Genomic DNA, 23,832 nt, shown 5'->3' with positions numbered 1-23,832 from the left:
AGGGGGCTTTACGTGTGGGTAAAGCAAGAAAACCAATTCAAATCGTGATTCTGTTTCTAATTGTTATAGTGGGCGGTTATGCCATCGGTTCCTCTGTATTTGGGGGAAGCGGCAAACCAGAGGAAGGGAGCAAAGCACCTTCCTTTGATTTGCTTGGGCTTGACGGGCTGGCTCATACCCTAGACGAATATAAGGGCAAGACTATTGTGCTTAATTTCTGGGGCTCTTGGTGTGCACCTTGTGTCAAAGAAATGCCGGCTCTCCAAGCGCAATGGGAGAAATGGAAGGACAAGGACGTAGTGGTCTTAGGCATTAATGTGGGCGAAGACCGGATGACTGTCGAGAATTTTGTGAAGCAAGTAAACATCGATTTTCCGATTTTGATGGACACTGGACGTGATGCTGTACGAAGTTATGGTATTTCTCCGCTGCCAACTACCTTATTCATTAATTCCAAGGGTAAAATTGACAACATTCATATCGGCCAGCTTGATTTGAATTCACTTGATGATCAAATTGGGAAGCTGGTGGATTGATGAGTGAACGCGAGGCATTTATAACCAATACCAAATGTGAATGTGGCCACCAGAACCCTGTAGGCACTGTTTTATGCGAAGCATGCGGGAAGCCGTTGGGTAAAGAATCAGACTGGGGCGAGAATTTGGAAATGCGTTACGATGGCGTAGCTCGCCGTTCTCAGCGCGTTAACCCGGGGATTATTGATCGGGTGTGGAACTTTTTCTCTTCCGTCAAAATAGCGATCTATCTGATCGTGTTGACACTTATAGGCTCTATGTTAGGGACGATTTTCCCGCAGGAGAGTACTTTTCTTAATATCGATGCCTCAATTTATTACAAGCAAGAGTACGGAACAGCCGGATATATTTATCACAAACTTGGACTTTCACATACATACGAATCCTGGTGGTTTGTAACTCTACTCGTAATGATCGGCGCTTCACTTGTGATCTGTAGCTTGGACCGAGTACTTCCGCTCTATAAGGCCTTAACCAGGCAGAAGATTCGGAAACATCGTCAGTTCTTAACTCGGCAAAAAGCTGTGTTAGTAACTGAAGTACAAGAGGAACCAGAAGCTTGGGTAGCCCGGGTAATTCAGCCAATGCGTAAAAAGGGCTATCGCGTGAAGACGGATGGAGGAGCTCTGCTGGCAGAGAAACATCGCTTCAGCCGCTGGGGACCTTATGTAATACATATTGGCTTAATTATTTTTTTACTTGCTGTATTAGCAAGAGGATTGCCGGGACTGAACATGGATCAGCATCTTGCTTTCCCGCAAGGGGAGATCACACAGATTCCGGACACCACCTATTATTTGAAAAATGAGAAATTCACCGTGGAGTTTTATACGGAGGAAGAGATGCCTGAGGAATTTCGAGGCAAAAAAATACTTCCAAAGCTATTCCAGACCCAAGCTGTGCTTTATGAATGCACCGCGGATTGTGGAGACCCTTCGAAGGAACCACAGCTATCCGAGGTGACGAAACATGATATCCAAGTAAATTCACCTTTGGATTATAAAGGATTGAAAGCGTATCAGTTTGATTATGATCTGACCCCGGTGCTGCGTTCGGTACAGCCTGAGCTTAAGAATTCCACCACTGGCGAGGCGTTCGGCAAATTTAAGCTGGACATGAAGAATCCTCCGCGGGCAATTCAGGCGGGTCCTTATACTTTAACTTTGAAAGAAAAGTATATGGATTTTGGTCTAAATGAGGATGGACAGCCGATTTCCAAATCACCTTATCCGAATGCACCTGCTTTTTTGTTCCTGATACAAGGTCCGGATCTCCCGGCGGAAGGGCAGCAGTATTTCTATTTTCCTAAACAGGTGGATAAGACGCAGTTTCAACAGGCTGCCATTAACGATAAGCTTGGCGGGAGCAATAGATTTCTTGAGCTTGAAGTGGACAACATGAGCGACGTTGATTTTTCGGAATCGACTACTTACTTGAATATACGCATTGATCGTGCAATGCCGTTTGTATGGCTAGGTGCAGCAATCGTGATGCTGGGTTTAGTGCTTGGCTTCTACTGGCAGCATAGACGTATCTGGCTTACCGTTGCTAACGGGGAGCTTATCCTCGGAGGACATACGAACAAGAACTGGTTCGGGTTCCGCCGTGAGATCGTTTCTATTTTAGAAAGAGTAGATCTGGTAGTCGATGAAAAATCATTAGATAATGGAGGAGGCCTTTCATGAGCTTGCTCGACATCAGCAGCGCTGTCTTTATTGCCGCATTTTTATTATACAGCGGTTCGTTTATGTTATTCACTATCGCCATCATGGGTCGCAAGTGGTCAGGCCGCAAGCCGGAGGAACATACCGCACGTTGGGGCAAAATTGCTTTTATTTTCTCTTCAATAGGTCTTATCTTTCATCTTATTTATTTCTTTACACGTTGGGCGGGCTCAGGGCATATTCCGGTCAGCAACATGTACGAGTTCATGACTTTTTTATCGATGATGGTCATGGTTGCCTTTACTGTGATGTACGCTATTTATCGTAAGGTAATCTTGGGTCTCTTTGCAGTTCCAATCAGTATTATTGTGATGGCTTATGCCGCAGTATTTCCACAGGAAGTACAGCCGCTGATTCCATCTCTTCAATCGAACTATTTAAAGATTCACGTAACACTGGCTGCACTAGGTGAATCCTTCTTCGCAGTAGGGTTTGCGGCGGGACTGATGTATCTGCTGCGAACAGTCAATTTTTCCAGTAAAGAGAAGGCGGATCGCAAGCAACAGAGGCTGGTCGAATTTACTCTCTTTTCAATCATTGTTATAATTGGGTTTCTGGGTTCTGTTTTTGCATTCCGCGGAGCAGGCTACGAAACTGTTTTTGTCCGTCCGAACGTTACGATTGACAGCCCCGGGCAGGAAAATAGTACAATAGAGAAAGTGAGTTATCGAATGCCGCCGATTGTGGCACCTCACAATAGCGAAATTGAGAGCTTCCAGTCGTTTCTTGGCATAAAAGAACCACTCTTTGAGGCACCATCTTGGATGAATGGTGTAAATGCTGGACGGAAGTTTAATACTGTAATTTGGTCACTCCTTTCCGGATTAATCCTCTACGGAGTTCTTCGCTTGATCGTACGTAAACCGCTGGGCACTGCTTTACACCCAGTGATGGACGGAATTGATGAGGGCGATCTAGATGAGATTACGTATAGGGCGATAGCCATTGGCTTTCCTATTTTCACATTAGGCGCTTTGATCTTTGCAATGATATGGGCGCAAATCGCTTGGGGAAGATTCTGGGGATGGGATCCTAAGGAAGTCTGGGCGCTTGTCACTTGGCTCTTCTATAGCGCTTATCTTCATTTACGTTTGGCTCGTGGATGGCAAGGAAGAAAATCTGCCTGGCTGGCTGTGCTTGGCTTCCTGGTCGTAATGTTTACTCTGGTTGGCGTTAATTTAGTCATCGCCGGACTTCATTCTTACGCGGGGACGGACTGAGCATAGTTTACCTGTTAACGTTGCACAATGGTTTAAAGATTACGTTCTACTGTATTGATGAAGGGGTTGTAGTGAAATGGCAGATCATTTAAACAGAATTCTGGTAGTGGATGATGAGGAACGTATTCGCCGCCTGCTAAAGATGTATCTTGAAAAAGAAGGTTATGAAATCGATGAAGCGGAAGACGGAGAAATCGCTCTTCGTAAAGCAACAGCAAATGACTACGGTCTAATATTGCTGGATGTTATGCTGCCTGGCATCGATGGGATGGAAGTGCTGACAAGACTCAGAGGAGTGAAGTCAACACCGGTGTTAATGCTTACAGCTAAAGGCGAAGAGATCAACCGTGTTCAGGGCTTTGAGATGGGCGCAGACGATTACGTTGTGAAGCCCTTCAGTCCACGTGAAGTCATTTACCGGGTGAAGGCTATTATGCGCCGTTCTTCGGCAACTGCTTTCTTGTCCAAGGAGAGCAATTCCAGCAATAACATTGTATTTACTCATCTTATTATTGAGCATGATGCTCACCGTGTGACTGCTGGTGGTGAAGAAGTGAGTTTGACACCTAAAGAATATGAACTTCTGCATTATTTGGCTATTTCGCCGGATAAAGTATTTTCTCGTGAAGAACTGCTTAAGGATGTCTGGAATTATGAATTTTTCGGAGATTTGCGTACTGTAGATACTCACGTAAAACGCCTTCGTGAAAAACTGAATAAAGTATCACCGGAATCCGCAGCGATGATTACGACCGTATGGGGCGTAGGCTACAAACTAGAGGTACCTAAATAAGTGAACTTCTGGAGAAGTCTTGTCGGCAAACTGTGGGTTACGATCATCTGCCTGGTCGCTGTCGTACTTATTACCTTGGGGTTATTTTTGCTTCCCTACATAGACAGTAACTTTGCCAATTCCGGAGATATCAAACGTTTATTTATGTATACTTGTATGATCGGATTTTCTTTGACTACATTTTTTGCGTTATTTTTGTTTACCAAAATCACTCAGCCGATGCAGCGTGTCATTGAAGCTGCGAATAACATTCGCCGGGGAGAATACGGAACAAGGCTTACGCTTGTCACAAGTGATGAAATTGGCCAGTTGGCGACTTCCTTTAACCATATGGCTGAGGAGCTTGAAGAGAATATTCGCAGTCTGCATCATGAGAAGGGGCATTTATCTAGCGTACTGCGCAGTATGAGCGATGCTGTGATCACCTTTGATATTGAAGGGCAGATTATTTTGACCAATCCGCACGGCCAAGCTCTGCTAGAGAGCTGGAGCGATTTGCAGTGGGAACATGCGAGTGATGCTGAGCTCCATCCCGAAACGTCTGAGAGCAGTGTTCCGCCTCCCCTGCGTCCTTTATTTTTAAGCACCCTTAAACAAGGTGGCGATGACCGCTCCAATGTACATGTGCGGCAGGGCGTCTGGTCTGTTCATATGGCACCATTATATTCTGAAGGCAGCATCCGGGGAGTAGTTGCTGTACTGCGGGATGTGACGGAAGAGGTGCGTCTGGAAAAGATGCGCAGAGACTTCGTTGCTAACGTCTCCCATGAAATACGCACTCCGTTGTCGATGATGCAAGGGTACAGTGAGGCTTTATTGGACGGGATGGCTTCATCCCCCGAAGAAAGCAGTGAGCTGATCCAGGTCATTCATGACGAATCACTGCGTATGGGGCGTCTGGTTAAGGATTTGCTTGATCTTGCCCGAATGGAAGCCGGACATACGGATATGATGAAAGCTCAGGTGGACATGAATGAACTGCTGGAACGAGTCTACCGTAAATTTTCTGTACGTGCCAAAGAGCGCGATATCCATCTTCACTTGCAGCAACAGAGCGATATTGCTGTTCTGAAGGCAGCGGATGAGGATAAACTGGAACAAGTCCTAACCAATTTACTCGATAATGCTTTCCGCCACACACAGGGTGGCAAAAAAATCACAGTTCATACAGGAACTTGTGTATTAGAAGGTCGTCGTTATCTTGAGATTAAAATTCAGGATGAAGGGGTGGGAATTCCACCAGAGGATCTGCCGTATATATTCGACCGCTTCTACAAAGCTGATAAGGCGCGTGTACGGGGAGAATCAGGTGGAACAGGACTTGGGCTTGCGATTGTTAAAAATATTGTAGAGTCGCATCACGGGACCATCTCCGCTTCAAGCAAACTAGGCGAAAGTACAACCTTTACGCTAAGACTTCCTGTCGAAAAACAGTAATTCCAAACACAATGTGTGATAGCGCCTCTGACAGCAGAGGTGCTTTTTGTTGAAACAAACACATTAATCTTGTTCATCGTGGAACATATCTTGTAGGTTTTGCTTGGGAGGGCATAGAATGATTTTATCTTTAGACCAAGGTACTACCAGCTCACGAGCCATATTGTTCGATACGGAGGCTAAATGGGTCTCACAAGGTCAATATGATGTTAAGCAATCCTTCCCCCATCCAGGCTGGGTAGAGCATGACCCTGAGCAAATCTGGGAGTCACAGCTCGCAGCGGCAAGAGACGCGATTGCGCGGGGTGGCATAGCGGTTGAGGAGATCTCTGCCATCGGAATAACCAATCAGAGAGAAACGGCTTTAATCTGGGATAAAACAACGGGCAAACCGATATACCCTGCGATCGTGTGGCAGGACAGGCGTACTGCAGAGCAATGTGAAGAACTTAAAAGTAAAGGGCTGGAGCAAGTTATTGCGAGCAAGACGGGCCTTGTTGTAGATGCTTATTTCTCAGTTACCAAAATCTCCTGGATACTGGATCACGTGGATGGTGCCCGAGAGCGGGCGAATCGAGGGGAGCTTCTGGCAGGTACGATCGACAGCTGGCTAATTTGGAGACTTACTTGCGGAGCCGTACATGTCACTGATGTTACCAATGCCTCACGTACGATGCTGTTCAATCTTCATGAACGGTGCTGGGATGAAGAGCTAATGCAAGAGCTTCGTATTCCGCGTACCATTCTGCCAGAAGTAAGAATGTCTGGCGGCGAATTTGGAATAGCAGACAAACAGTGGTTTGGGGCGGATATTCCAATTCGCTCTGTACTTGGAGATCAACAGGCTGCATTGTTTGGACATACTTGTCTAGAACCCGGCAGTGCCAAAAACACCTATGGTACAGGCTGCTTTATTCTAATGAACACAGGCACAGAAGCTGTAGCCTCCAGCCATGGCTTGTTGACCACTGTAGCTTGGGGTATGGGAGATGAACTCTATTATGCTCTCGAGGGCAGTGTGTTCGTGGCCGGAGCGGCCGTTCAGTGGCTGCAGGAGGGGCTTGGTCTTATAGAGGAGCCATCAGGCTCAGAAGATAAAGCACGGGAAGTAGAGGACAGTGAAGGGGTTATCGTTGTGCCTGCGTTTACCGGACTGGGGGCACCCTATTGGGATATGTATGCCCGTGGAGCCATATTTGGTCTTACTAGAGGCACTACCTCAGGACATCTGGTACGAGCTACATTGGAGTCCTTAGCCTTTCAATCTAGAGATGTAATAGGAGCTATGGAAAAAGACGCAGGCATGCCATTGACCGGCCTTCGTGTGGATGGCGGAGCTGTGCGTAACGATTTGCTGATGCAGTTCCAGTCTGATATCCTGGGCAGTGAGGTTACTAGAACCACATATGCGGAGACAACAGCGCTAGGTGCAGCGCTTCTGGCCGGGTTAACGTCCGGAGTCTGGACGCGTGCCCAGCTAGAGAGCTTCAACAAGGCTGAGAGGGTCTTCTCGCCTGAGATGGGTATTACTGAGCGGGAAGGTCGTTACAACGCCTGGAAGGACGCTGTAGCGCGTACCATGGGTTGGGAGAAGCATGAAGGATATCAGTGATAAAGGGGCTGTATATGTCTATGGTTAACGGAAACGAATCTGATCTGCCGGGCGGACTATCTAAGCCGGCGCTTCGAGCCCTGCATGGGGCTGGATATGTTCAGCTTCAACAATTCAGCAAGCTTACGGAGGCAGAGCTTCTGCAGCTACATGGATTGGGGCCAAAGGCGATCGTTCTACTGCGGAGTGCTCTCGCGGAAAAGGGGCTCACCTTTGCAAGTAAGTCCTGATGTTGCGTTCATATTTATAACAAAAAGCGGCAAGCTTAGGTGAATCCCTAGCTTGCCGCTTTTTGTTATATAGCTCCTAATATTCAATAACAAATGCTACATTTTGCCAACCGGCGCCCACTGTCCAGAACAGGACTTTATCACCACGTTCGATCTTTCCAGTAGTTACAGCTTTATGTAGAGCAATAAATGGGCTGCTGGTAGAGGTATATCCGAATTCATCCCCTATGTATACCGCTACATTGCGATCAATACCGACTTTCTCACACATCTCTAAGATATTAGGCAATGAAAACTGTGAGAAGCAGGCTGCTTTAATGGCTTCAGGCGCGATATTGTTGTTAGACAGTAGAGTACGAATAGACTCAGAAGCAGCATCTATGCAAATGGAATCATCAAAAGGAATAAACTTCACATTAAACTCTCCAGCCGCTACACCTTGTTTACCCAGTTTAGCCAGGCCTGCGCACGGGAACTTGGATTTATCGCAAACACAAGGATCCGTTTGGTAGATAGAGTCAATGAAACCGACTACATCCTCAGCTTGTTCAAGAATGACTGCCGCCGCTGCATCACCGAAGTTAGCGTAGTAGACTGGATCATTCTTATCGGCATGAGGGGTTACATAATCGGAGCCGATTATCAACGCTCGTTTAATCCTAGGATTCGCTTGCATCTGACGGCTAACCTGTTCCACTGAAGCCGTCATACCCGCACAATTAGCATTGCTGTCAATGCAGATTGTAGGGGATGCGCCTTTGATCAAACGGTGAATCATTAATGAGTTGGTAGGAAAGATATACTCAGGAGTTTGACTTGCATAGGCAATAAGGTCGATATCGGCACCTATGAGACCACTTTTCTCCAGAACATTCCGGGCAGCCTCAAAAGCCATCGTAAGGGAATTCTCATCCGCATCCTTAATACTATACCGTGTAATACGACCTAATGCGGATAATAGACCTCGAATATCAATGCCTTTTTCGTCAAAATGCTTAATGAAAAAGTCGTTACCAACTATATTGCTGGGATGATAGATATCAATGCCTTTAATACGAATTCCGGTCATAATACGCCTCCAGGAAAGCAGTAAAATGTGGCCTACATATTAAGATTAAAAGATCTAGACTGTAACCGCAGAAATGATCTCGATGTTATCGAGTCCAGCTTTACGGCCAAGACGGGAAAGCTGCATTTTGAGGATCGGGTTATTTTCAAGCGTTAGATTTACTTTTACAAACCCATCATTCTTAAACATTACAAAGCAGCTTTCTAAAAGAGGTACCACATCTGGTGCAGTTACATTTAGCTTTCTGCAGTCGATTTTTAGTTCATAGTCAGCTGGAGTAATTGGATTGATAGTTTGTTGATAAGCTTGAATAGATTTTAGACCATCTTCTTCAGAAAATGTTCCATCCAACTCAATGTTAATAACCTTGTTTGCAGTGTCTGTCTTCAAAACGAAACTTCCCATGCCTAAATCTCTCCCATAGATTGAATTTGTCCAAAACAGTTCGACTGCAATATCCAGCCCTTTATATATCCACTTAGCTGTTTTATAAAAGTCAAAATTCGACACTATACAGCAAGTATTGGGATATTCCGACTCTATTATAGGCATATTTTTCAAGTGCATGCAATAATAAAGTCGAATTTTGTATATTGTTGTCGAACTGTTGGGTTATTGGATTTCTTCTATGGTTGCAAGCAGGATATTAAAAGCTGTGATGATTCTAGGTGCCCCTATAACGGGTACTAAGTGTAATAGAATGCCTTTAAGCTGTTCTACGGTAACTCCAACACGAAGGGCCATAACATAATGAACACCCAGCTGTTCGAATTGACCCATTGAAATTAAAGATGAAATGACTGCAATTTCCTTCCAGTCAGGGGCTATAGTATTACGTTGAAAAATATCGCCATAGGCATTCCCCATAATAAATTCAGCCAAGTCAGGGAAGTGGTCTTTAATTGGAGCTAGTGCTTTTGCGCCATAGTCTCCTGATAGATTCGTGAAGTGGTTGAGACCACTGTTGATATTTTCCTTCATGGTTAGCCTCCTAGTTTAGGTTCAAAGTACGGTGTGCAGTCGGAGGGACTTCATCACGGTCTGTTAGTAGTTCAATAACGGCAACATGGTTTAGAGCTACCGCATCTTTAATTGCAGCTGTGAATTCATCCGCAGTCTCACATTTGTAGCCTTTAGCACCCAGAGATTCAGCGAATTTCACGGCGTCCATTGGTACTTCATATAGAGTTCCATCGATACGACCTGTGGTTTTCTCCATACCCTTAAGAGCCATATCTAGTTGCTTATTATTGACCACGATAAAGATGACAGGGATATCTTTGCAGACAGCGGTGTTAATCTCAGCGCCGAGCATCATGAAACAACCATCACCTGTAATGCAGAGGACAGTTTCTTCAGGAGCTGCAACTTTTGCACCAATAGCCATACCGATCGAATTACCCATGCAAGCAAAATAAGCATCAAAAACAAAGCTGCCCGGTTTCTTAACCTTGTACCATTTTGCAGCGTGGAATCCATGGCTTCCATCATCAACGAAAATTGAATTATTATAAGGGATCAAATCACTTAAAGTGCTCATTACTGAAGCCAGTGAAAGATTCTTGAGGGTTGGAAGCTCTTCTGAATAATCAGCATCGGCCAAAGCCTCACGTTTGGTGATTGTGCTTGGGTCAATATGATTTAGGCAGTGCACCAAATTATCGCGCAGGTCCCCAGTGACCGGTATCGTTTTGGACAATAGGATTTTTCCGACAAAGGTTGGATCAATATCAAATTGAATTAAAGTTGCTGGATGATTCTCCCGTTTAAGATTACAGATGGTCATATCACTTAAACGTGATCCAAGCACTATAAACAGATCGCTTTTATTCAATAAATCATCCCCGTGGGTCGAACCGCCAACGCCAATAGGACCATGATAGAGTGGGTGATCCCAGACTATAGCCCCTTTTCCACCAGGAGATGTTACTACAGGAATATTAAAAGTTTCTGCGAGTTGAACAAGCTCTTTATGTGCTCCGGAGCGGTTAATTCCTTTACCCGCAATAATCAAAGGATTCTTAGCAGCTTGAATAGCATCGATGACTCTATCGATATTAGCTTGACTAATTAGAGACTCTCTTTCAGGGATTACAATATTGCATTCTTCCAATACTTCAGTTTGTACATCAAAAGGAATACAAAGATGAACAGGACCCCGTTTGGTGAGGGCCACAGAAATCGCATGATTAAAAATAGTACCAAAGTGATCCCCACGTTCAACCAATTTACTGAACAAGGTGGCAGGTCTGAACATATCAGCTAAATCAGCCAGAAAAGAGGTGGAGTCCTGACATTGAGGAATTCCAAGCTCTGTAATGGATTGGTGGCCAGTAATAAACAGGACAGGTAGGTTGTTAGCTTTCGCATGTGCTGCTGCTGTAAGCAGGTTAGTTCCCCCAGGACCCGAAGTACCAAATGCTACGCCTAGGTTACCTGTTTTCAGCGCATACCCTGCTGCTTCGAATCCGGAGCTTGCTTCATGTCTGCCGGGAATAAATTCAATACCGTAATCCACCATCTTTAGAACTATTGGACAAATGGATTTGCCAATGATCCCAAAAGAATGGGTGACTCCTAGGTTACGTAGTGCTTCCGCCATGTAATCTGCGACTGTCTTCAAAAGAAACACCTCACAAGTTTTTTGATATATATTAGTTATTAATCTACCGAATAGATACGATAGATCAATATACTCAAAAAGTAAAAACCTGTGCTCTATAGTAAGCACAGGTTGGTGGCATAAGGCGCCGCTAAGACTGAACAATAGTTCAGCCGTCCTGGTTCCTCTGCAACCTGGCAATCATGGCCTCAAACGAAAAAATGAGGCTGTAGATCCATGGTTTTGCGTCATCCTCTTTCGAGGATTTTGCCAATATTAATTTATAGTTGATAAGAATAATTTTCCTTTACAATATATTCCTCATTAATTTTTGTCAACATAATCCGCTAAAAAAACTCGAAATTTGACGAAAGTCTTGTCCAAGAGATGAAGTTTTGCCTCGCGAAAAAAACTGCCACCTAAGACTCAGCTTAGGTGGCAGTTGATAGTTTTGAACTAGAATTTAAAGATATGAATGGTTTTTTGCAGATTAAATACGGCCTGGGTCATTTTTTCCGTTTCTTCTGCAACAGACTGCAGGGCATTAATCTGTTCATTCATAGCCGCCGATACCTCTTCAGTGCCTGCAGCGGTTTCTTCGGTGATTGCTGAGATATTCTCAATTGCACTGGAAATTTTCAAGGCACTTTCTAGCATAAGATCACTCTCCGCAGAGAATGAAGAGATTTGCTCGGTAATGTACTGCACGCTTTGTACAATTTGTGCGAAAATATGGGCAGATTGAGTGATCATTTCATTCTGAACCTGCACAACCTCTTCATTGATGGCGATATTATCGATGGCTTGTTTAATATCTGACTCAATGCTGCGGACCAAACCGAATACTTCTTTTGTGGAAGCCGTAGATTCCTCAGCAAGCTTGCGAACCTCTTGAGCGACAACGGCAAAACCCCGACCATGCTCTCCGGCACGAGCAGCTTCGATGGAGGCATTGAGTGACAGCAGGTTGGTCTGCTCAGCGATCTCTGTGATGGTCTTGGTGATCATCGTAATCCCGCGGGCATTTTGTGAGAGAGCTTCAATAGTATCAGCCACTTTTTGTGTAGCCTCTATGTTTTTACGCATGCCTTCAGCCTGTGTATCTACGGATTGGCGCCCTTGCTCAACAAGTTCTAAGGTATGTATTGAACGTCTGTTCATTTCTTTGGTGGAGTTCGTATAATTGGATACTTTGGTCTCAATGTCTTTAATGGATTCTGTCATATCAGCGATATCCGTAGATATTTCATTTGCACCAAGAGCGAGCTCGGTAGAAGAAGAGGCTACTTGTGCCATAACAATTTTCAGGTTCTGGTTCTTATCTTCGATTCCGCGGCTTGCATCCATTACTTGACGGGTGATCTGCGATGCATCGGTCAGAATCTTCTTGAGCTTATCAATCATTGTGTTAAAGGAGCGGCTTACGTCACCCATTGAACCATTTTCGTCCGCTCTGCTAGTGAAATCCCCCTTCGAAATACTGTGAGATACATTAGCAATATCATCAAAAGATGATGTAAGCGTTCTCTCCACGAAGCGAGCAACAGGTAAAGTCAGACCTGCAAGAACAACTACTAGTATAATTCCTACGAGAAATTGACCTAGAATCATTAACGTAACTAAGACAGGAATAGCAAACAGTGCGGCAACGAGGTAACATCCGGCAACAATTCTTTGTTTTAACGGAAGTTTGTGCATCCAGCTCATTGGTAAAATGTCCCCCTTATTAAATTTTATGTAATGGTGTTATTATAGGGGATTTATAGGTCATTGGTCTATAGAGAAGTGTCATAAATCTTCTTTAAGTAGTAGATATTTAGAATTCATGTCAAAATTCCTCATATATTGTGGAAATTGTTTTAATAGCAGACTTTACCATCCCTACTAGTTCGGTAGGAGCTAAAACAATAACTGAAGGAGAAAAAGAGAGTACGATACGACAGGCAGATTCTATAGTATTAAACTCGGCCTCTACGTTCATCCACCCAGTATTAGCAGAGGGTTCTACTAAAGTTATAGTTACATATCTTTCACGTTGTAATTCTTTAAGAATAGACTCATTCACCTTTAATTTCACTACATATTTTGGCAGAGCTGCTTTAAAAGCTAAAGTCGACTGTTCCCAGTAGCTTTTTAAATCAAAAGTCTCAGGTCTGACAAATGATTCATTAGTTGCTTCAGCTTGTATTAATCTTGACACGCGAAAAGTCCGCATTTCACCCTCGGTTCGTGCCACTACATACCAAACTCCACGTTTTGCGACTAACCCAAGAGGTTCAATAAAACGTTCCTTCGTCTCGTCATTCCGTGGGTAAGTGATCTTTACTTTAAGATCTTCCCAAACAGCTTCCTGCAGGATAGATAGGAACGGATAGGTCTCGTCGGAAGGGTGCCAGCTGGCACCATCAATATGGATGCGCTGGCTTAGGTAACTGGCTGGATTATTCGTCCTAGATGGCGAAGCAGCCTCCAGCTTGAGTACGGCAGAAGAAAAGTCGTTTTGTATACCCAGATCTTTTAAAATCGAGGAGTCTGCGGACAGCAGCAGAGTAGCAATCTCTGAGGGCTTCATACCCGTTAACGAGGTTCGGTATCCTTCCGTGAGCATCCAGCCCCCTTCGCGTCCCCGTTCGGCAAGAATCGGTATTCCTGCTGTACATAAGGCTTCCATATCTCTAAACACAGTTCGTTCAGACACTTCTAAGGTCTGGGCTAGCTCACGGGACGTCATCTTTCCACGATTTTGCAGCAAAAGTAAGATGGATAACAAACGATCGGCTCTCATTAAGGGAACATTCCTCCTCCTAATAAATGTTAGTCAGTTCTTAATTAATTATTATATTATATATGTCAGTTGATGTCATATTAAAGAATTATACTTATATAAGGTAAGGATTAAATATAGAACATTTAGAGAAAAACAAATGTAGAAAGGATTGAGAACATGACTTTAAAAGGAAAAGTAGCATTGGTCACCGGAGGCAGCAGAGGTGCTGGTAGAGGAATTGCATTGGAGCTGGCAAGGAAAGGTGCATTCGTTTATATTACGGGCAGAACGACAGAGGCCTCTGGCACAGGGCAAAGCAAGCGGAGCATTGATAACGTGCTTAGGGAAATAAAAGCGGAGGGAGGGTCCGGCAGCGCCATACGATGTGATCATACAAAAGATCAGGAGACAGAGACGGTCATTCGCCAGATTGCTTCAGAGCAAGGGCGGCTTGATATTTTAGTCAACAATGTATGGGGCGGCAACGATTTACTTATTGAGCAGAAGTCTTTCTGGGAGCTTCCAACAGCGCATTGGGACAATATGTTTAATGCGGGTGTGAGGGCACAGTTGGTAACAAATTATTACGCAATACCTTTAATGCGCGAGGCAAAAGCTGGCGGTCTAATCATCCACACAACCTTTTGGGATCATTACAAATATCTCGGAAACTTCTATTATGATCTTTCTAAAAATACACTTGTGCGCATGGCCTACGGGTTATCGATTGAGCTTAAAGAGGACAACATTGCAGTTATTCCTCTTACTCCGGGCTGGATGAGGACAGAGGCGGTGTTGGAGAGCATGAACACGGATGAGGAGCATTGGCATGAGGTTGAAGAATTGCAGATGACTGAATCCACAACCTATATCGGTAGGGCAGCCGCTGCTCTCGCAACCGATCCTGAGGTTATGTCTATGACCGGTCAACCGCAGCAGGTTGCTAAGCTCGCTGAAAAGTATGGATTTACCGACATCGATGGGCGGACTGTTCCCGCATTCTTAGTCTAAACAGCAAACTTGATCTGTTTGATCCCATTTCTGTGTACGAAGCAGTAAAGGACAGAGCTGATCTTAAATGCAGCATTTTCGTATATTTAGGACGCTATCGGTCCCCATAGACGCTATTGATAGGCAAAACACCTGATTTAGCTCTCTTTTTGAGGAATAGCGGCACTGGAGTCCGAAACACTGCTTCAAAGGTGAAGTTATTGCTTATAAGGCCATCTGGGTCCGTAAGTCTCCAGGGGAACTCGATTCGGTGTTGTAAATGAAGCCGAAATAGGTCGACGATCAACAACAAAAGCAGCGAAACTCCTATAAGGGGAGAGTCGCTGCTCTGTTGTTTGATTTCTATCTTATTGCTTACAGAAGAATGATTTCTTCGGCAGTGTTGATTTCTGGCAGGCCAGCAAGCTTCACAAGCACATGAGTAGGTACAGCTTTATCAACGGTCAGCAGCATGATTGCTTCGCCACCAACGATTTTACGTCCCACTTGCATGGAGGCGATATTGACATCATTTTCACCCAGCAAAGTGCCCACAAGTCCGATAATCCCTGGTTTGTCGTTATGGGATACGACGATTTGATGTCCTTCAGGAGCGATATCAACTGGGAACTTGTTCACTTGAACAATTCTTTCTCCATAACCTTGCAGCAATGTTCCGGCTACGAGACGTTCTTGGTCGTGATCTGTTTTAAGGGTCACGGTAATCAGATTAGTGAACCCTTTAGTTTTGGAAGCTTTAGTTATTACTACATTAACGTCGCGTGTTTTTGCCAAGTGCATGGAGTTAACGATGTTAACATCCTCAGCGAAGTGGCGGGAGAGCACGCCTTTCACAATATAGCGAGTAAGTGGTTGGGTATCGACATCTGACAGATCACCCGCATACTCAACATGGATTTCACGAATAGCACTATCTGTAATTTGGGTAACAAAGCTGCCCAGCTTCTCACCAAGTGTGAAGTAAGGCTGGAGTTTGTTCATTACGCTTGGAGCAACTGGAGGAATATTTACAGCATTGATGAACGGTTCATTACGCAGAATATGCAGTACTTGTTCCGATACATCGATCGCTACATTCTCCTGAGCTTCAATTGTAGAAGCGCCCAAGTGAGGAGTCACGATAATTTTTGGATGCGACAAGAATGGGTGATCTGCTTGTGGCGGCTCTTTTTCGAATACGTCAAATGCAGCGCCAGCAACAATACCGCTATCAATAGCTTCTACTAACGCCATTTCATCAATTACACCACCACGGGCACAGTTGATGATGCGCATTCCCTTTTTCATCACTTCAAATTGCGGGCGGGAAATCATATGGCGTGTTTCCGGTGTAAGTGGAGTGTGTACAGTAATGAAGTCTGCTCCGCGGACTACATCGTCAACGGAAGCTAATTTTACTTCCAGTTTCTCAGCACGCTCAGCAGTTAAGAAAGGATCAAAAGCAAGGATTTCCATGCCGAAAGCTTTGGCACGTTTAGCCACTTCGCTACCGATTCTGCCCATTCCCAGTACACCTAAAGTTTTGCCGCGAAGCTCTACACCCACGAAGGTTTTTCTATCCCAGGTTCCACCAATTGTTTTTGCATAAGCTTGTGGAATGTGACGGGCCAGTGCCATCATCATTGCAAAAGCATGCTCACAAGTTGTAATGGTATTTCCATCAGGAGCGTTGATAACAACAACCCCACGTTGAGTAGCAGCTTCCAGCTTGATATTATCTACACCCACACCTGCACGACCAATGACCTTTAAGTTTTTTCCAGCTTCGATAATTTTTTCAGTTACTGTAGTTTGACTGCGGACGAGTAGACCATCATATTCACCGATGATTGCAACGAGCTCATCTTCACTGAGACCTGTTTTTTTGTCTACAACTACATCTGTTGCGTCCATCAATTGCTGAATGCCCAAATCACTGATTGGATCCGATACTAATACTTTAAACATGGTTTCTTATCCCCCTTAAAGTTGAAAAGCTTTATATGTCGAGGACGCCCTGATGGGCAGTCCACAATACCAGAAGATTCACGAACTAGTAGAGAAAAACATGTAATAATAGTAGATCAACGCGGTGTCGCACAAAAGAAACAGCGTGCAAGAGTACCGCGAAATCGGTAACTTTGGGCATAAGGTAGTATTTATGGGGGATTAGGGAATTAAAAAAACTCCCAACCCCATACTACTGCCGTAGTAAGGGACGAGAGTTATCTTCGTGGTACCACCCTAATTCACTGCAACTTGGAAGAAGCAGCCTCATTGGCCTGCATAGGCCACACTGTTAACGGAGTTGATCCGATTGTACCTACTTTAAGGTTCGATACAATATCTCAGGAGCGCTAAAGATAGCTGTTCGTCACCGGTTTGCACCAACCACCGGCTCTCTGAAGACTTCCAGGATCTTTGTTCCATCATCGGTTTTGAATGATTAATTTTTTCATAATGTAACACGGTATGCAAGTTGTGTCAATAGGCTTTACAAGTAGCGTTTCTTGAAGTGAACTTCATTTTTCGTTATGATTCAATAACTGGTTCTATTCAAAAAAGAACGGAAGCTGAGGTAGTGTCTCCCTGTTATAATACTGTTCCCGCCATTTTATAAAATCCTGTTCCTGCACAGCACCTGTAGAAATCAACAAGGTTACTGAGGACTGGATATCCGAAAGATTTAATGAGTTTGCAGTGCCTGAGTAAATCATATCGTCTATTTTAGCAGTGATGTCCTGAGGATCATAACCTGCAAAAATTCCGCGATTCAACATCATGTCAGCGATAGAAGCATTCTTCAAAAGAAGGGGCATTTTTTTCCACTGAATGAAAGACATCGTTTTTAGTTCGCCAGGTGCAGAAGGTATTTTCTGGTTTGTCTTAGAGCCCCATTTTAGCATAGAATCATAGAAGTTCTTTTGTGCTAACAGACCGTACTTCACGGCGCCAGTTGTAAATTCATCATTTTTCAATAACTTTGCGGTCTCTGCACCAGATGCACTAGTAGAGACTTTGCCGGAGGCTTTAGAAAATAAAGTTAAGCTTTTGAGTACATTGACCTGTGACTGATGTAATAGAGGAGAGTTAGTGAAAATAGAATCTTGATTAACTCTCTCATATTGCTGGTCTGCTAGAATACTTAGATTCTTCATTACTGCCGCATTCATACGAGCATCTGTGCTGCGCGCTAACTTATCTACTTGAATGTTCCAATTCCGCTTGAATTCCCGATAGGGCAAAAATACGTTATGATAGAAAGTAACCAGATCCTGCTGTTGATAAGAGCCCGTGAATTCTACTAAACCATTCATACTTGATTGATTGTCATATTTGGCTTCAGTTTTGTCTGCGCCAACCTTGACGCCAGTAAAAAATGCGGCGAAGGCGCAAACTAGGAAAAACAAAAAAACTAGCGTGTATAACATTTGATTGCGGGACTTACGTTTGCTCATAATAAATGCTCCTTTTTCTGGGGGGATTATCCTATGTATTATGTATTGATAGCAACACTATGGACGGTTTCTCTCTCGGAGCTGCCCGAAAAAAATAAAGAACAGGCAGGTCACGATGAAAAAATTCAAATTTGGCGAGATTAAGGTTAAAAAGGTAGAACCAGGCCAGTTGACAGACCGTCTTCTGCTGCTCAATCTCTATATCACTCAGGGGCTCACATTAATTATCGGTTTGATATGGATATTATTTCAGAAAAGAAATCCTTTTCAGCTATTAATTATTCCAGAAAAAGTACATTTTGTGGCATGGGGCCTCGGACTTGCTGCTGCAATGCTAATTGTTGACTATTTATTGACACATATTGTCCCTGAGGAAAGCATGGATGATGGTGGAATAAACGACCTTTTATTTCGAAATCGCCCTGTGTGGCATATTATCGTCATAGCAGCAATTGTATCGGTATGTGAGGAGCTCTTATTCCGCGGTGCCATCCAATATTCCATTGGCCCTTATTGGACGAGTATAGTATTTGCTCTTATTCATGTCCGTTATTTACGTCACTTTGTACCTACCGGCTGGGTGTTCTTAAGCAGTTATGGTCTTGGATATATTTACATTCAATCGGGCAGCCTCTGGGCCCCTATACTATGTCACTTCTTCATCGACCTGATCTCAGGTCTGGTGATCCGCTATAGGAGGGAATCATGAGTGAGGAATTAAGCCGGGTAAAGTCTCGACAAAAACAACACAAAAGTGAAAGCAAACATCCTGGCAAAAGTAAAAAAGAGAAGCGGACTTCGGAGGCTGTAAAAAAGGCTACTCCTGAAAAGAAGTCTACTCCTATAAAGAAAAATGCTACCGCTCGGGTCTCTACGGCAACTTTATCAAGAAAAGCTCGCCGCCCAGCAGGTTCTGCAAAGCGCTCTTCCACAGGAAGTAAAGAGAAGGACGAAGAATCTGTTCCTTCTCGTTCAGATACTTATTCTTCAGAAAAAGTTCGTCTAAGCAAGATGTTTGTGAACTCTTTGATTTTTATCTTTGTTATTTTGCTAATAGGGCTGCTTTGGTGGGGAATTGAAGGAGCGCCTCCGCTGAGTACATTATGGTGAGTACATGGGCATGGGGAGTGGTCTTGGCCATTCTATTGATAGCTGCGGCTGTTGTTATAATCATGGTGATCAACGCGTTTAGAAACAGAATTATTACCGAGGAAATAATGCTAGATTCGCTACCTGAAGAGTTCGATGGATTTCGTATCTTGTTTATAACAGATATCCATCGCCGCCGCCTTCCGTCCGCGCTTCTGATGCCATTAAAGGGTGGAGTAGATGTTGTCTTTCTGGGAGGAGATCTAACGGAAAAAGATAGCCCTTTAAATCGTCTTGTCGATAATATGACTCTAGTTACTTCTATTGCATCTACCTATGTAGTGCATGGAAATCATGATTATCGGGCTAATATTACAAGGGTGGATGAGATTATTCAGGACAGTGGTGCAAAACTGTTAATGGATGAAAATGTGGCTTTTGAACGTGAGGGAGCTAAACTTTGGTTAACCGGAATTGATTTTCCGAAAAATGGGGGCAAAACTCCATACCGTCCTTTTCCGCAATTAGCCACAAACACTTCTGCTGAAGATACCTGTCGTATAATTCTTGTACATGATCCGCTTTGGTTGTCCAAGCGCCAAAGTGTGCCAGCGGACCTGATTCTGGCAGGTCATACGCATGGGGGCCAGGTGATCCTTCCGTTTGTGGGTCAAAGACATGTTGAGCATTTCTATCATAAATATGACGCTGGAAAGTTTAGTTGGCCAAGAGGTGACGGTTCCGCAAAAAATGCGCTGCTGCTGATCAGCAGAGGGTTTGGAACAGCACATCTGCCAATTCGCTGGGGCAGTCCTGCTGAAATGCATGTGCTGACACTGCGTAAATCAACCCAATAGTGCTTGCTCTTTCCAGTAAGAAAAATAGGTAGCGTAAAAAAAGGGGGGTCCAAAGCCATGCAAATGGCTTTTGGAACCCCCTTCTATTTTTCGTTTGATTTGAAACATTTGCACTGACGAAGCAATTATCGGACATGTACGGATAATGAGATCAACGCATTTTTAGCTCAATGCTGCGCGGATCAACAAAGCTGTAGCCTTTGCCCTCAAGTGTAGTGAGCAGGGTATCCAGACCTTCAACGGTCCATGGTAGCTCATGCATCAGGATATTACTGCCAGAATGCAGCTGATCGGTAACATTGCTGATCAATTTTTCTGTCTTACCCGTTTCTTTTTCTTTCATTTCCCAGTCAAGAGAGCCTACAGACCAGGTCATGTATAACATTCCATTCTCGGCAGCGACCTTCTTGCCAACATCCCCGCCAGCACCATGTGGCGGACGGAAAAAGTGAGGAGCTTCTCCCAGCGTTTCTTTGACAATATTTTGAACATCTTCGATTTGCTTTTTAACCTCAGTATAGGACTTGTCTTTCAATACAATATGATCCCAGCTGTGGTTGCCGATAATTCCACCGCGGTTATGTATTAACTCCAGAAGCTCAGGATGCTCCTTAACACGATAACCATTCACGAAAAAGATGGCTTTAGCTTGATGTTTGTCCAGAACATCCATCAAAGGGTTAATCATTGCCGCATCTTTAGGACCGTCGTCAAAGGTGAGCAAAACCACTTTTTTATTTGTAGCTTCCTCATTAGGGACGATATCGTAATTTTTGTTCATATGGTACAGCAGTGGAATTTCAGCGGATGCTTCGCCCTTACTGGCTGTACTATTTCCTGTAGTACCTCCATCTGCTGTTGCTTCAGGGGTAGGACTGGCTGTTGCTTCAGGTGATGGCGCCGTAGTTTCTGCGCTTTGTGTAGCTGCCGCCGTGGGCGGATTGTTTGAGGCATTTGTTTCCTTAGCTGTATTTCCATTTGCACCGCTGTTGCCACAGGCAGTAAGCAACAAGGTAGCCAATAGGAGCACTGATGTCATTTTACCCACTTTTTTCAACTCGCTTTCTTGTTATTAGGTTGTATGAGCCGGAATCTTTCCGCGAACACTAAACATGATTTTACCATACAAGGAGGCTGGAAATATGAATACTTCGTCATTTTTATGCGGGGTGCTGATGGGCGCCGCAGCCAGTATGATTATGTCCAAAAAGCGGAATTCTTTAATGTCTTCGCTAGGGCAATCGGGTGGTTCCATGAGTGGAGCTGCAGATAAAGCAAAAGAAAAAATAATCGGTATGGCCACGACTGGTTTTGGTAACACTGCTGTTTCAAGCAGTAATGCTCAAAGTAACGGTTCAAGTAGCGGAACCACTGAGCATAAGACTGAATCACCAGTGAAGTCGAAGGAATCCAATCTTAAATTGTTAAAGGAATTCATTCGCAGCAATCCTGAAGTGAAGAGCGAAGTAGAGCAGATTCTTAAAGAAACGCATACAACCATACCGGGATTGTAACCGTAAAGGACTCCATCAGAATCATTTTGGGGATGAAATATTCCGCAGAATGATTCTTTTTTATTATTCAGGGCTCTGAAAATGGTTTATTCAATAGAGAGGATTTTATATATTTATTTACGTGCATTTATCTCGGCAAAATGATAACATACTTACATAGTAACCATTTTTGGCTCATTACTCGGGACTCATCATACATTATAATAAATGAGCTTGCAAAAGGAGGATCCTGTCATGAGAATAGAGCGATTAAGTCAAGATAAGATACGGATTTTCCTCACTTTTGACGACCTGAGCGAGCGGGGCATCCAGAAGGAAGACATGTGGCAGGAAGTTCCTAAGGTTCATGACCTGTTTACGGAGATGATGGATCAAGCATATAGTGAACTAGGTTTTGATGCCACGGGTCCGCTTGCCGTAGAAGTTTTCGCATTGCCCGCGCAAGGTATGGTCGTTATAGTGACCCGAGGAAAATATGATCACCATCAGTACGGTGCGTCCGGGGAAGAAGAATTGCCAGAAGAGATTTATGAAATGGAAGTTACTCTTGAACAAAGCGACTCCATTGTATATGCATTCCGCGATTTCGAGGTTCTGGTTGAAGCGGCCCATGTGCTCATCGGTAATATTACTTCCCAGGGGAAACTGTATTCTTATAACAATAAATGGTATCTGTATTTCGATCCAAAGGAATTTGAAGAAACGGCGTTGTCAGGTCTTGTTGGCGTACTAGCTGAGTTTGGAGATTCCTCACCGGTCACAGAAGCTGTTCTCGATGAATATGGGAAAACAGTGATGCCGGAGAATGCGGTCCAGTTATTGTGCACTCATTTTAAGCGTCAGGAGTAATTAGGCAAGATCTAGGGGCTGATGACCATTGTTTAGGCCGATCAGCCCTAGTCTTGTTGTTGGTGATATGTCGGTCATTCTTGTATCAAAGTTATCATCTACCTTGCTGTGTAACGGCAGTAATAGGGTTTAGGGGTGTAGGGAGGTTATTCGGTGCTCGTGTTATCGGTTATTTCGTCGGCAGTGGCGCCGGGACTTGCTCTGTTGACCTTTTTTTATCTGAAAGACAAGTATGATCAAGAACCGCTTCATGTAGTCATTAAAGTATTCTTGCTCGGCCTTCTGATTGTGTTTCCTGTCATGATCATTCAGAGAGGGCTGATGCTGGGACTAAATGGCGGTCCGTATGTGGAGTCGTTTCTCATATCCGCTGGCGTGGAAGAATGTCTAAAGTGGTTTGTGCTTTACCATATGATTTACAATCATACCGAATTTGACGAGCCATATGATGGGATACTATACGCTGTGGCGATTTCGCTCGGCTTCGCAACAATAGAAAATGTAATGTACGCTTGGTATAGCAACGCTTCAATCGGATCAATGTTTCTGAGAGCACTTCTTCCGGTTTCTGGACACGCTATGTTTGGTGTGATCATGGGCTACCATATGGGGAGGGCGAAGTTCTCAAAAGGTGTTAAGACCCGGAGAATTCTGTTTTTTTCGCTACTGTTGCCATGGATGTGGCATGGGATATATGACTTTATTTTGAGTACGACAGCTAACTATTGGATATGGTTTATTGTGCCTCTGATGGCTATCCTATGGTATGGAGGTATGGGAAAGGTAGCTAGGGCCAACAGCCGTTCTCCTTTCCGCTTTCTGAAACGTGAAGAAGAGGTTAACCTATAATCGAGATGGACACACTTATATTCGAAGGGCAGTTCCTAGTAAGGAATTCCAGAGAGGAGAGAGGTGTCTTTTTTTGCGTATAAAAGTACGTATCGTTTGCAAACAGTGCGGTGAGACCTACATATTAAGAGGGATTAAAGAGCATGGTATCATTCAAACCGGCTTTAAACAATGCCTTTGCAGTAATAGCAGTGGCTTTGAGATTGAAGAAAGAGCATGAGCGGACGTTATAGTCA

23 protein-coding genes, 1 riboswitch and 1 other annotated feature are annotated in these 23,832 nt (G+C 44.1%); of the genes, 14 read left to right on the top strand and 9 right to left on the bottom strand.

All coding sequences use genetic code 11. From position 1 onward, the window contains the following. Positions 1 to 14: 14 nt before the first annotated feature. From MKZ16_RS22185 to MKZ16_RS22155, 7 genes are all read left to right on the top strand, one after another. Positions 15 to 536 carry a redoxin domain-containing protein gene (locus MKZ16_RS22185; protein WP_038572444.1) on the top strand — a complete coding sequence of 174 codons (522 nt, stop codon included), beginning with the start codon at positions 15 to 17 and terminating at the stop codon, positions 534 to 536. Beyond that, positions 536 to 2,221 (top strand): cytochrome c biogenesis protein ResB, encoded by a 1,686-nt coding sequence (locus MKZ16_RS22180; protein ID WP_076104434.1) that lies wholly within the window; start codon positions 536 to 538, stop codon positions 2,219 to 2,221. The genes MKZ16_RS22185 and MKZ16_RS22180 overlap by 1 nt, the downstream gene beginning before the upstream one ends. After that, the gene (gene ccsA / locus MKZ16_RS22175; protein WP_036676173.1) at positions 2,218 to 3,480 is read left to right on the top strand and encodes a cytochrome c biogenesis protein CcsA; all 1,263 of its coding nucleotides are present in this window, start codon (positions 2,218 to 2,220) and stop codon (positions 3,478 to 3,480) included. The genes MKZ16_RS22180 and ccsA overlap by 4 nt, the downstream gene beginning before the upstream one ends. A 76-nt stretch (positions 3,481 to 3,556) precedes the next feature. After that, positions 3,557 to 4,273 carry a response regulator transcription factor gene (locus MKZ16_RS22170; RefSeq protein WP_036676174.1) on the top strand — a complete coding sequence of 239 codons (717 nt, stop codon included), beginning with the start codon at positions 3,557 to 3,559 and terminating at the stop codon, positions 4,271 to 4,273. Then, positions 4,274 to 5,710: an ATP-binding protein gene (locus MKZ16_RS22165; protein WP_036676176.1), complete on the top strand. Its 1,437-nt coding sequence runs from the start codon at positions 4,274 to 4,276 to the stop codon at positions 5,708 to 5,710. Between the two features lie 118 nt (positions 5,711 to 5,828). Then, positions 5,829 to 7,322 carry a glycerol kinase GlpK gene (gene glpK / locus MKZ16_RS22160; RefSeq protein ID WP_076104435.1) on the top strand — a complete coding sequence of 498 codons (1,494 nt, stop codon included), beginning with the start codon at positions 5,829 to 5,831 and terminating at the stop codon, positions 7,320 to 7,322. Between the two features lie 14 nt (positions 7,323 to 7,336). Continuing rightward, positions 7,337 to 7,552, top strand: coding sequence for a DNA-binding protein (locus MKZ16_RS22155; protein WP_081384042.1), 216 nt, complete (start codon positions 7,337 to 7,339; stop codon positions 7,550 to 7,552). Positions 7,553 to 7,628: 76 nt separating this feature from the next. On the opposite strand, the gene MKZ16_RS22150 is transcribed toward MKZ16_RS22155, so the two are convergent. The 6 genes from MKZ16_RS22150 to MKZ16_RS22125 all read right to left on the bottom strand — a co-directional run bounded on the left by MKZ16_RS22150 (position 7,629) and on the right by MKZ16_RS22125 (position 14,008). After that, positions 7,629 to 8,621 (bottom strand): ketoacyl-ACP synthase III, encoded by a 993-nt coding sequence (locus MKZ16_RS22150; RefSeq protein WP_076104436.1) that lies wholly within the window; start codon positions 8,619 to 8,621, stop codon positions 7,629 to 7,631. Positions 8,622 to 8,675: 54 nt separating this feature from the next. Beyond that, a complete protein-coding gene (locus MKZ16_RS22145) occupies positions 8,676 to 9,026 on the bottom strand; it encodes a hypothetical protein (RefSeq protein WP_051490905.1) in 351 nt (116 codons plus the stop codon). A 207-nt stretch (positions 9,027 to 9,233) separates the two neighbouring features. After that, positions 9,234 to 9,602, bottom strand: a complete 369-nt coding sequence (locus MKZ16_RS22140; protein ID WP_036676184.1) for a carboxymuconolactone decarboxylase family protein — start codon at positions 9,600 to 9,602, stop codon at positions 9,234 to 9,236. A gap of 10 nt (positions 9,603 to 9,612) precedes the next feature. Next, positions 9,613 to 11,253, bottom strand: a complete 1,641-nt coding sequence (locus MKZ16_RS22135) for a thiamine pyrophosphate-binding protein (RefSeq protein ID WP_139329858.1) — start codon at positions 11,251 to 11,253, stop codon at positions 9,613 to 9,615. A gap of 155 nt (positions 11,254 to 11,408) precedes the next feature. Further along, a riboswitch (cyclic di-GMP riboswitch) is annotated at positions 11,409 to 11,505 on the bottom strand. 174 nt (positions 11,506 to 11,679) lie between these two features. Next, complete coding sequence (locus tag MKZ16_RS22130) at positions 11,680 to 12,930, bottom strand: HAMP domain-containing methyl-accepting chemotaxis protein (RefSeq protein WP_036676188.1); 1,251 nt, start codon at positions 12,928 to 12,930, stop codon at positions 11,680 to 11,682. A gap of 121 nt (positions 12,931 to 13,051) precedes the next feature. Beyond that, entirely contained in the window at positions 13,052 to 14,008 is a 957-nt protein-coding gene (locus tag MKZ16_RS22125; protein ID WP_076104438.1) for a YafY family protein, read from the bottom strand. A 159-nt stretch (positions 14,009 to 14,167) separates the two neighbouring features. On the opposite strand from MKZ16_RS22125, the gene MKZ16_RS22120 reads away from it, so the two are divergent. Next, positions 14,168 to 15,001, top strand: coding sequence for an SDR family NAD(P)-dependent oxidoreductase (locus MKZ16_RS22120; RefSeq protein WP_036676191.1), 834 nt, complete (start codon positions 14,168 to 14,170; stop codon positions 14,999 to 15,001). Positions 15,002 to 15,355: 354 nt separating this feature from the next. Here the strand turns inward: MKZ16_RS22120 and serA are convergent, their stop codons facing one another. Continuing rightward, positions 15,356 to 16,948, bottom strand: a complete 1,593-nt coding sequence (gene serA / locus MKZ16_RS22115) for a phosphoglycerate dehydrogenase (protein ID WP_036676193.1) — start codon at positions 16,946 to 16,948, stop codon at positions 15,356 to 15,358. Between the two features lie 243 nt (positions 16,949 to 17,191). Beyond that, positions 17,192 to 17,422: a binding site (T-box leader), on the bottom strand. Positions 17,423 to 17,532: 110 nt separating this feature from the next. Continuing rightward, positions 17,533 to 18,438 (bottom strand): hypothetical protein, encoded by a 906-nt coding sequence (locus tag MKZ16_RS22110; protein ID WP_076101483.1) that lies wholly within the window; start codon positions 18,436 to 18,438, stop codon positions 17,533 to 17,535. Between the two features lie 115 nt (positions 18,439 to 18,553). Here MKZ16_RS22110 and MKZ16_RS22105 point away from each other — a divergent pair, with 115 nt between their 5' ends. Genes MKZ16_RS22105 through MKZ16_RS22095 form a run of 3 tightly spaced genes read left to right on the top strand, consistent with a single transcriptional unit; the run spans position 18,554 to position 20,384 of the window. Further along, positions 18,554 to 19,147 carry a CPBP family intramembrane glutamic endopeptidase gene (locus MKZ16_RS22105; RefSeq protein ID WP_036676197.1) on the top strand — a complete coding sequence of 198 codons (594 nt, stop codon included), beginning with the start codon at positions 18,554 to 18,556 and terminating at the stop codon, positions 19,145 to 19,147. After that, positions 19,144 to 19,548 (top strand): hypothetical protein, encoded by a 405-nt coding sequence (locus MKZ16_RS22100; protein WP_038572439.1) that lies wholly within the window; start codon positions 19,144 to 19,146, stop codon positions 19,546 to 19,548. Before MKZ16_RS22105 ends, MKZ16_RS22100 begins: the two co-directional genes overlap by 4 nt. Continuing rightward, positions 19,542 to 20,384, top strand: coding sequence for a metallophosphoesterase (locus tag MKZ16_RS22095; protein ID WP_076104439.1), 843 nt, complete (start codon positions 19,542 to 19,544; stop codon positions 20,382 to 20,384). Before MKZ16_RS22100 ends, MKZ16_RS22095 begins: the two co-directional genes overlap by 7 nt. A 151-nt stretch (positions 20,385 to 20,535) precedes the next feature. Here MKZ16_RS22095 and MKZ16_RS22090 read toward each other — a convergent pair whose 3' ends face one another. Further along, positions 20,536 to 21,432, bottom strand: coding sequence for a polysaccharide deacetylase family protein (locus MKZ16_RS22090; protein WP_076101548.1), 897 nt, complete (start codon positions 21,430 to 21,432; stop codon positions 20,536 to 20,538). A 94-nt stretch (positions 21,433 to 21,526) separates the two neighbouring features. Here MKZ16_RS22090 and MKZ16_RS22085 point away from each other — a divergent pair, with 94 nt between their 5' ends. The 3 genes from MKZ16_RS22085 (at position 21,527) to prsW (ending at position 23,596) form a co-directional block, all read left to right on the top strand. Next, a complete protein-coding gene (locus MKZ16_RS22085; protein ID WP_036676200.1) occupies positions 21,527 to 21,898 on the top strand; it encodes a hypothetical protein in 372 nt (123 codons plus the stop codon). 234 nt (positions 21,899 to 22,132) lie between these two features. After that, positions 22,133 to 22,747 (top strand): genetic competence negative regulator, encoded by a 615-nt coding sequence (locus tag MKZ16_RS22080; protein ID WP_036676203.1) that lies wholly within the window; start codon positions 22,133 to 22,135, stop codon positions 22,745 to 22,747. Between the two features lie 153 nt (positions 22,748 to 22,900). Next, the gene (gene prsW, locus MKZ16_RS22075; protein WP_076104440.1) at positions 22,901 to 23,596 is read left to right on the top strand and encodes a glutamic-type intramembrane protease PrsW; all 696 of its coding nucleotides are present in this window, start codon (positions 22,901 to 22,903) and stop codon (positions 23,594 to 23,596) included. Positions 23,597 to 23,832: the final 236 nt, after the last annotated feature.

The sequence above is a fragment of the Paenibacillus sp. FSL R5-0928 genome (assembly GCF_037970385.1).
In the GTDB taxonomy this organism is placed as follows: Bacteria; Bacillota; Bacilli; order Paenibacillales; family Paenibacillaceae; genus Paenibacillus_AQ; species Paenibacillus_AQ odorifer.
Note: the sequence above shows the minus strand (reverse complement) of the source record. Positions and strands in the feature narration are given on the sequence as shown.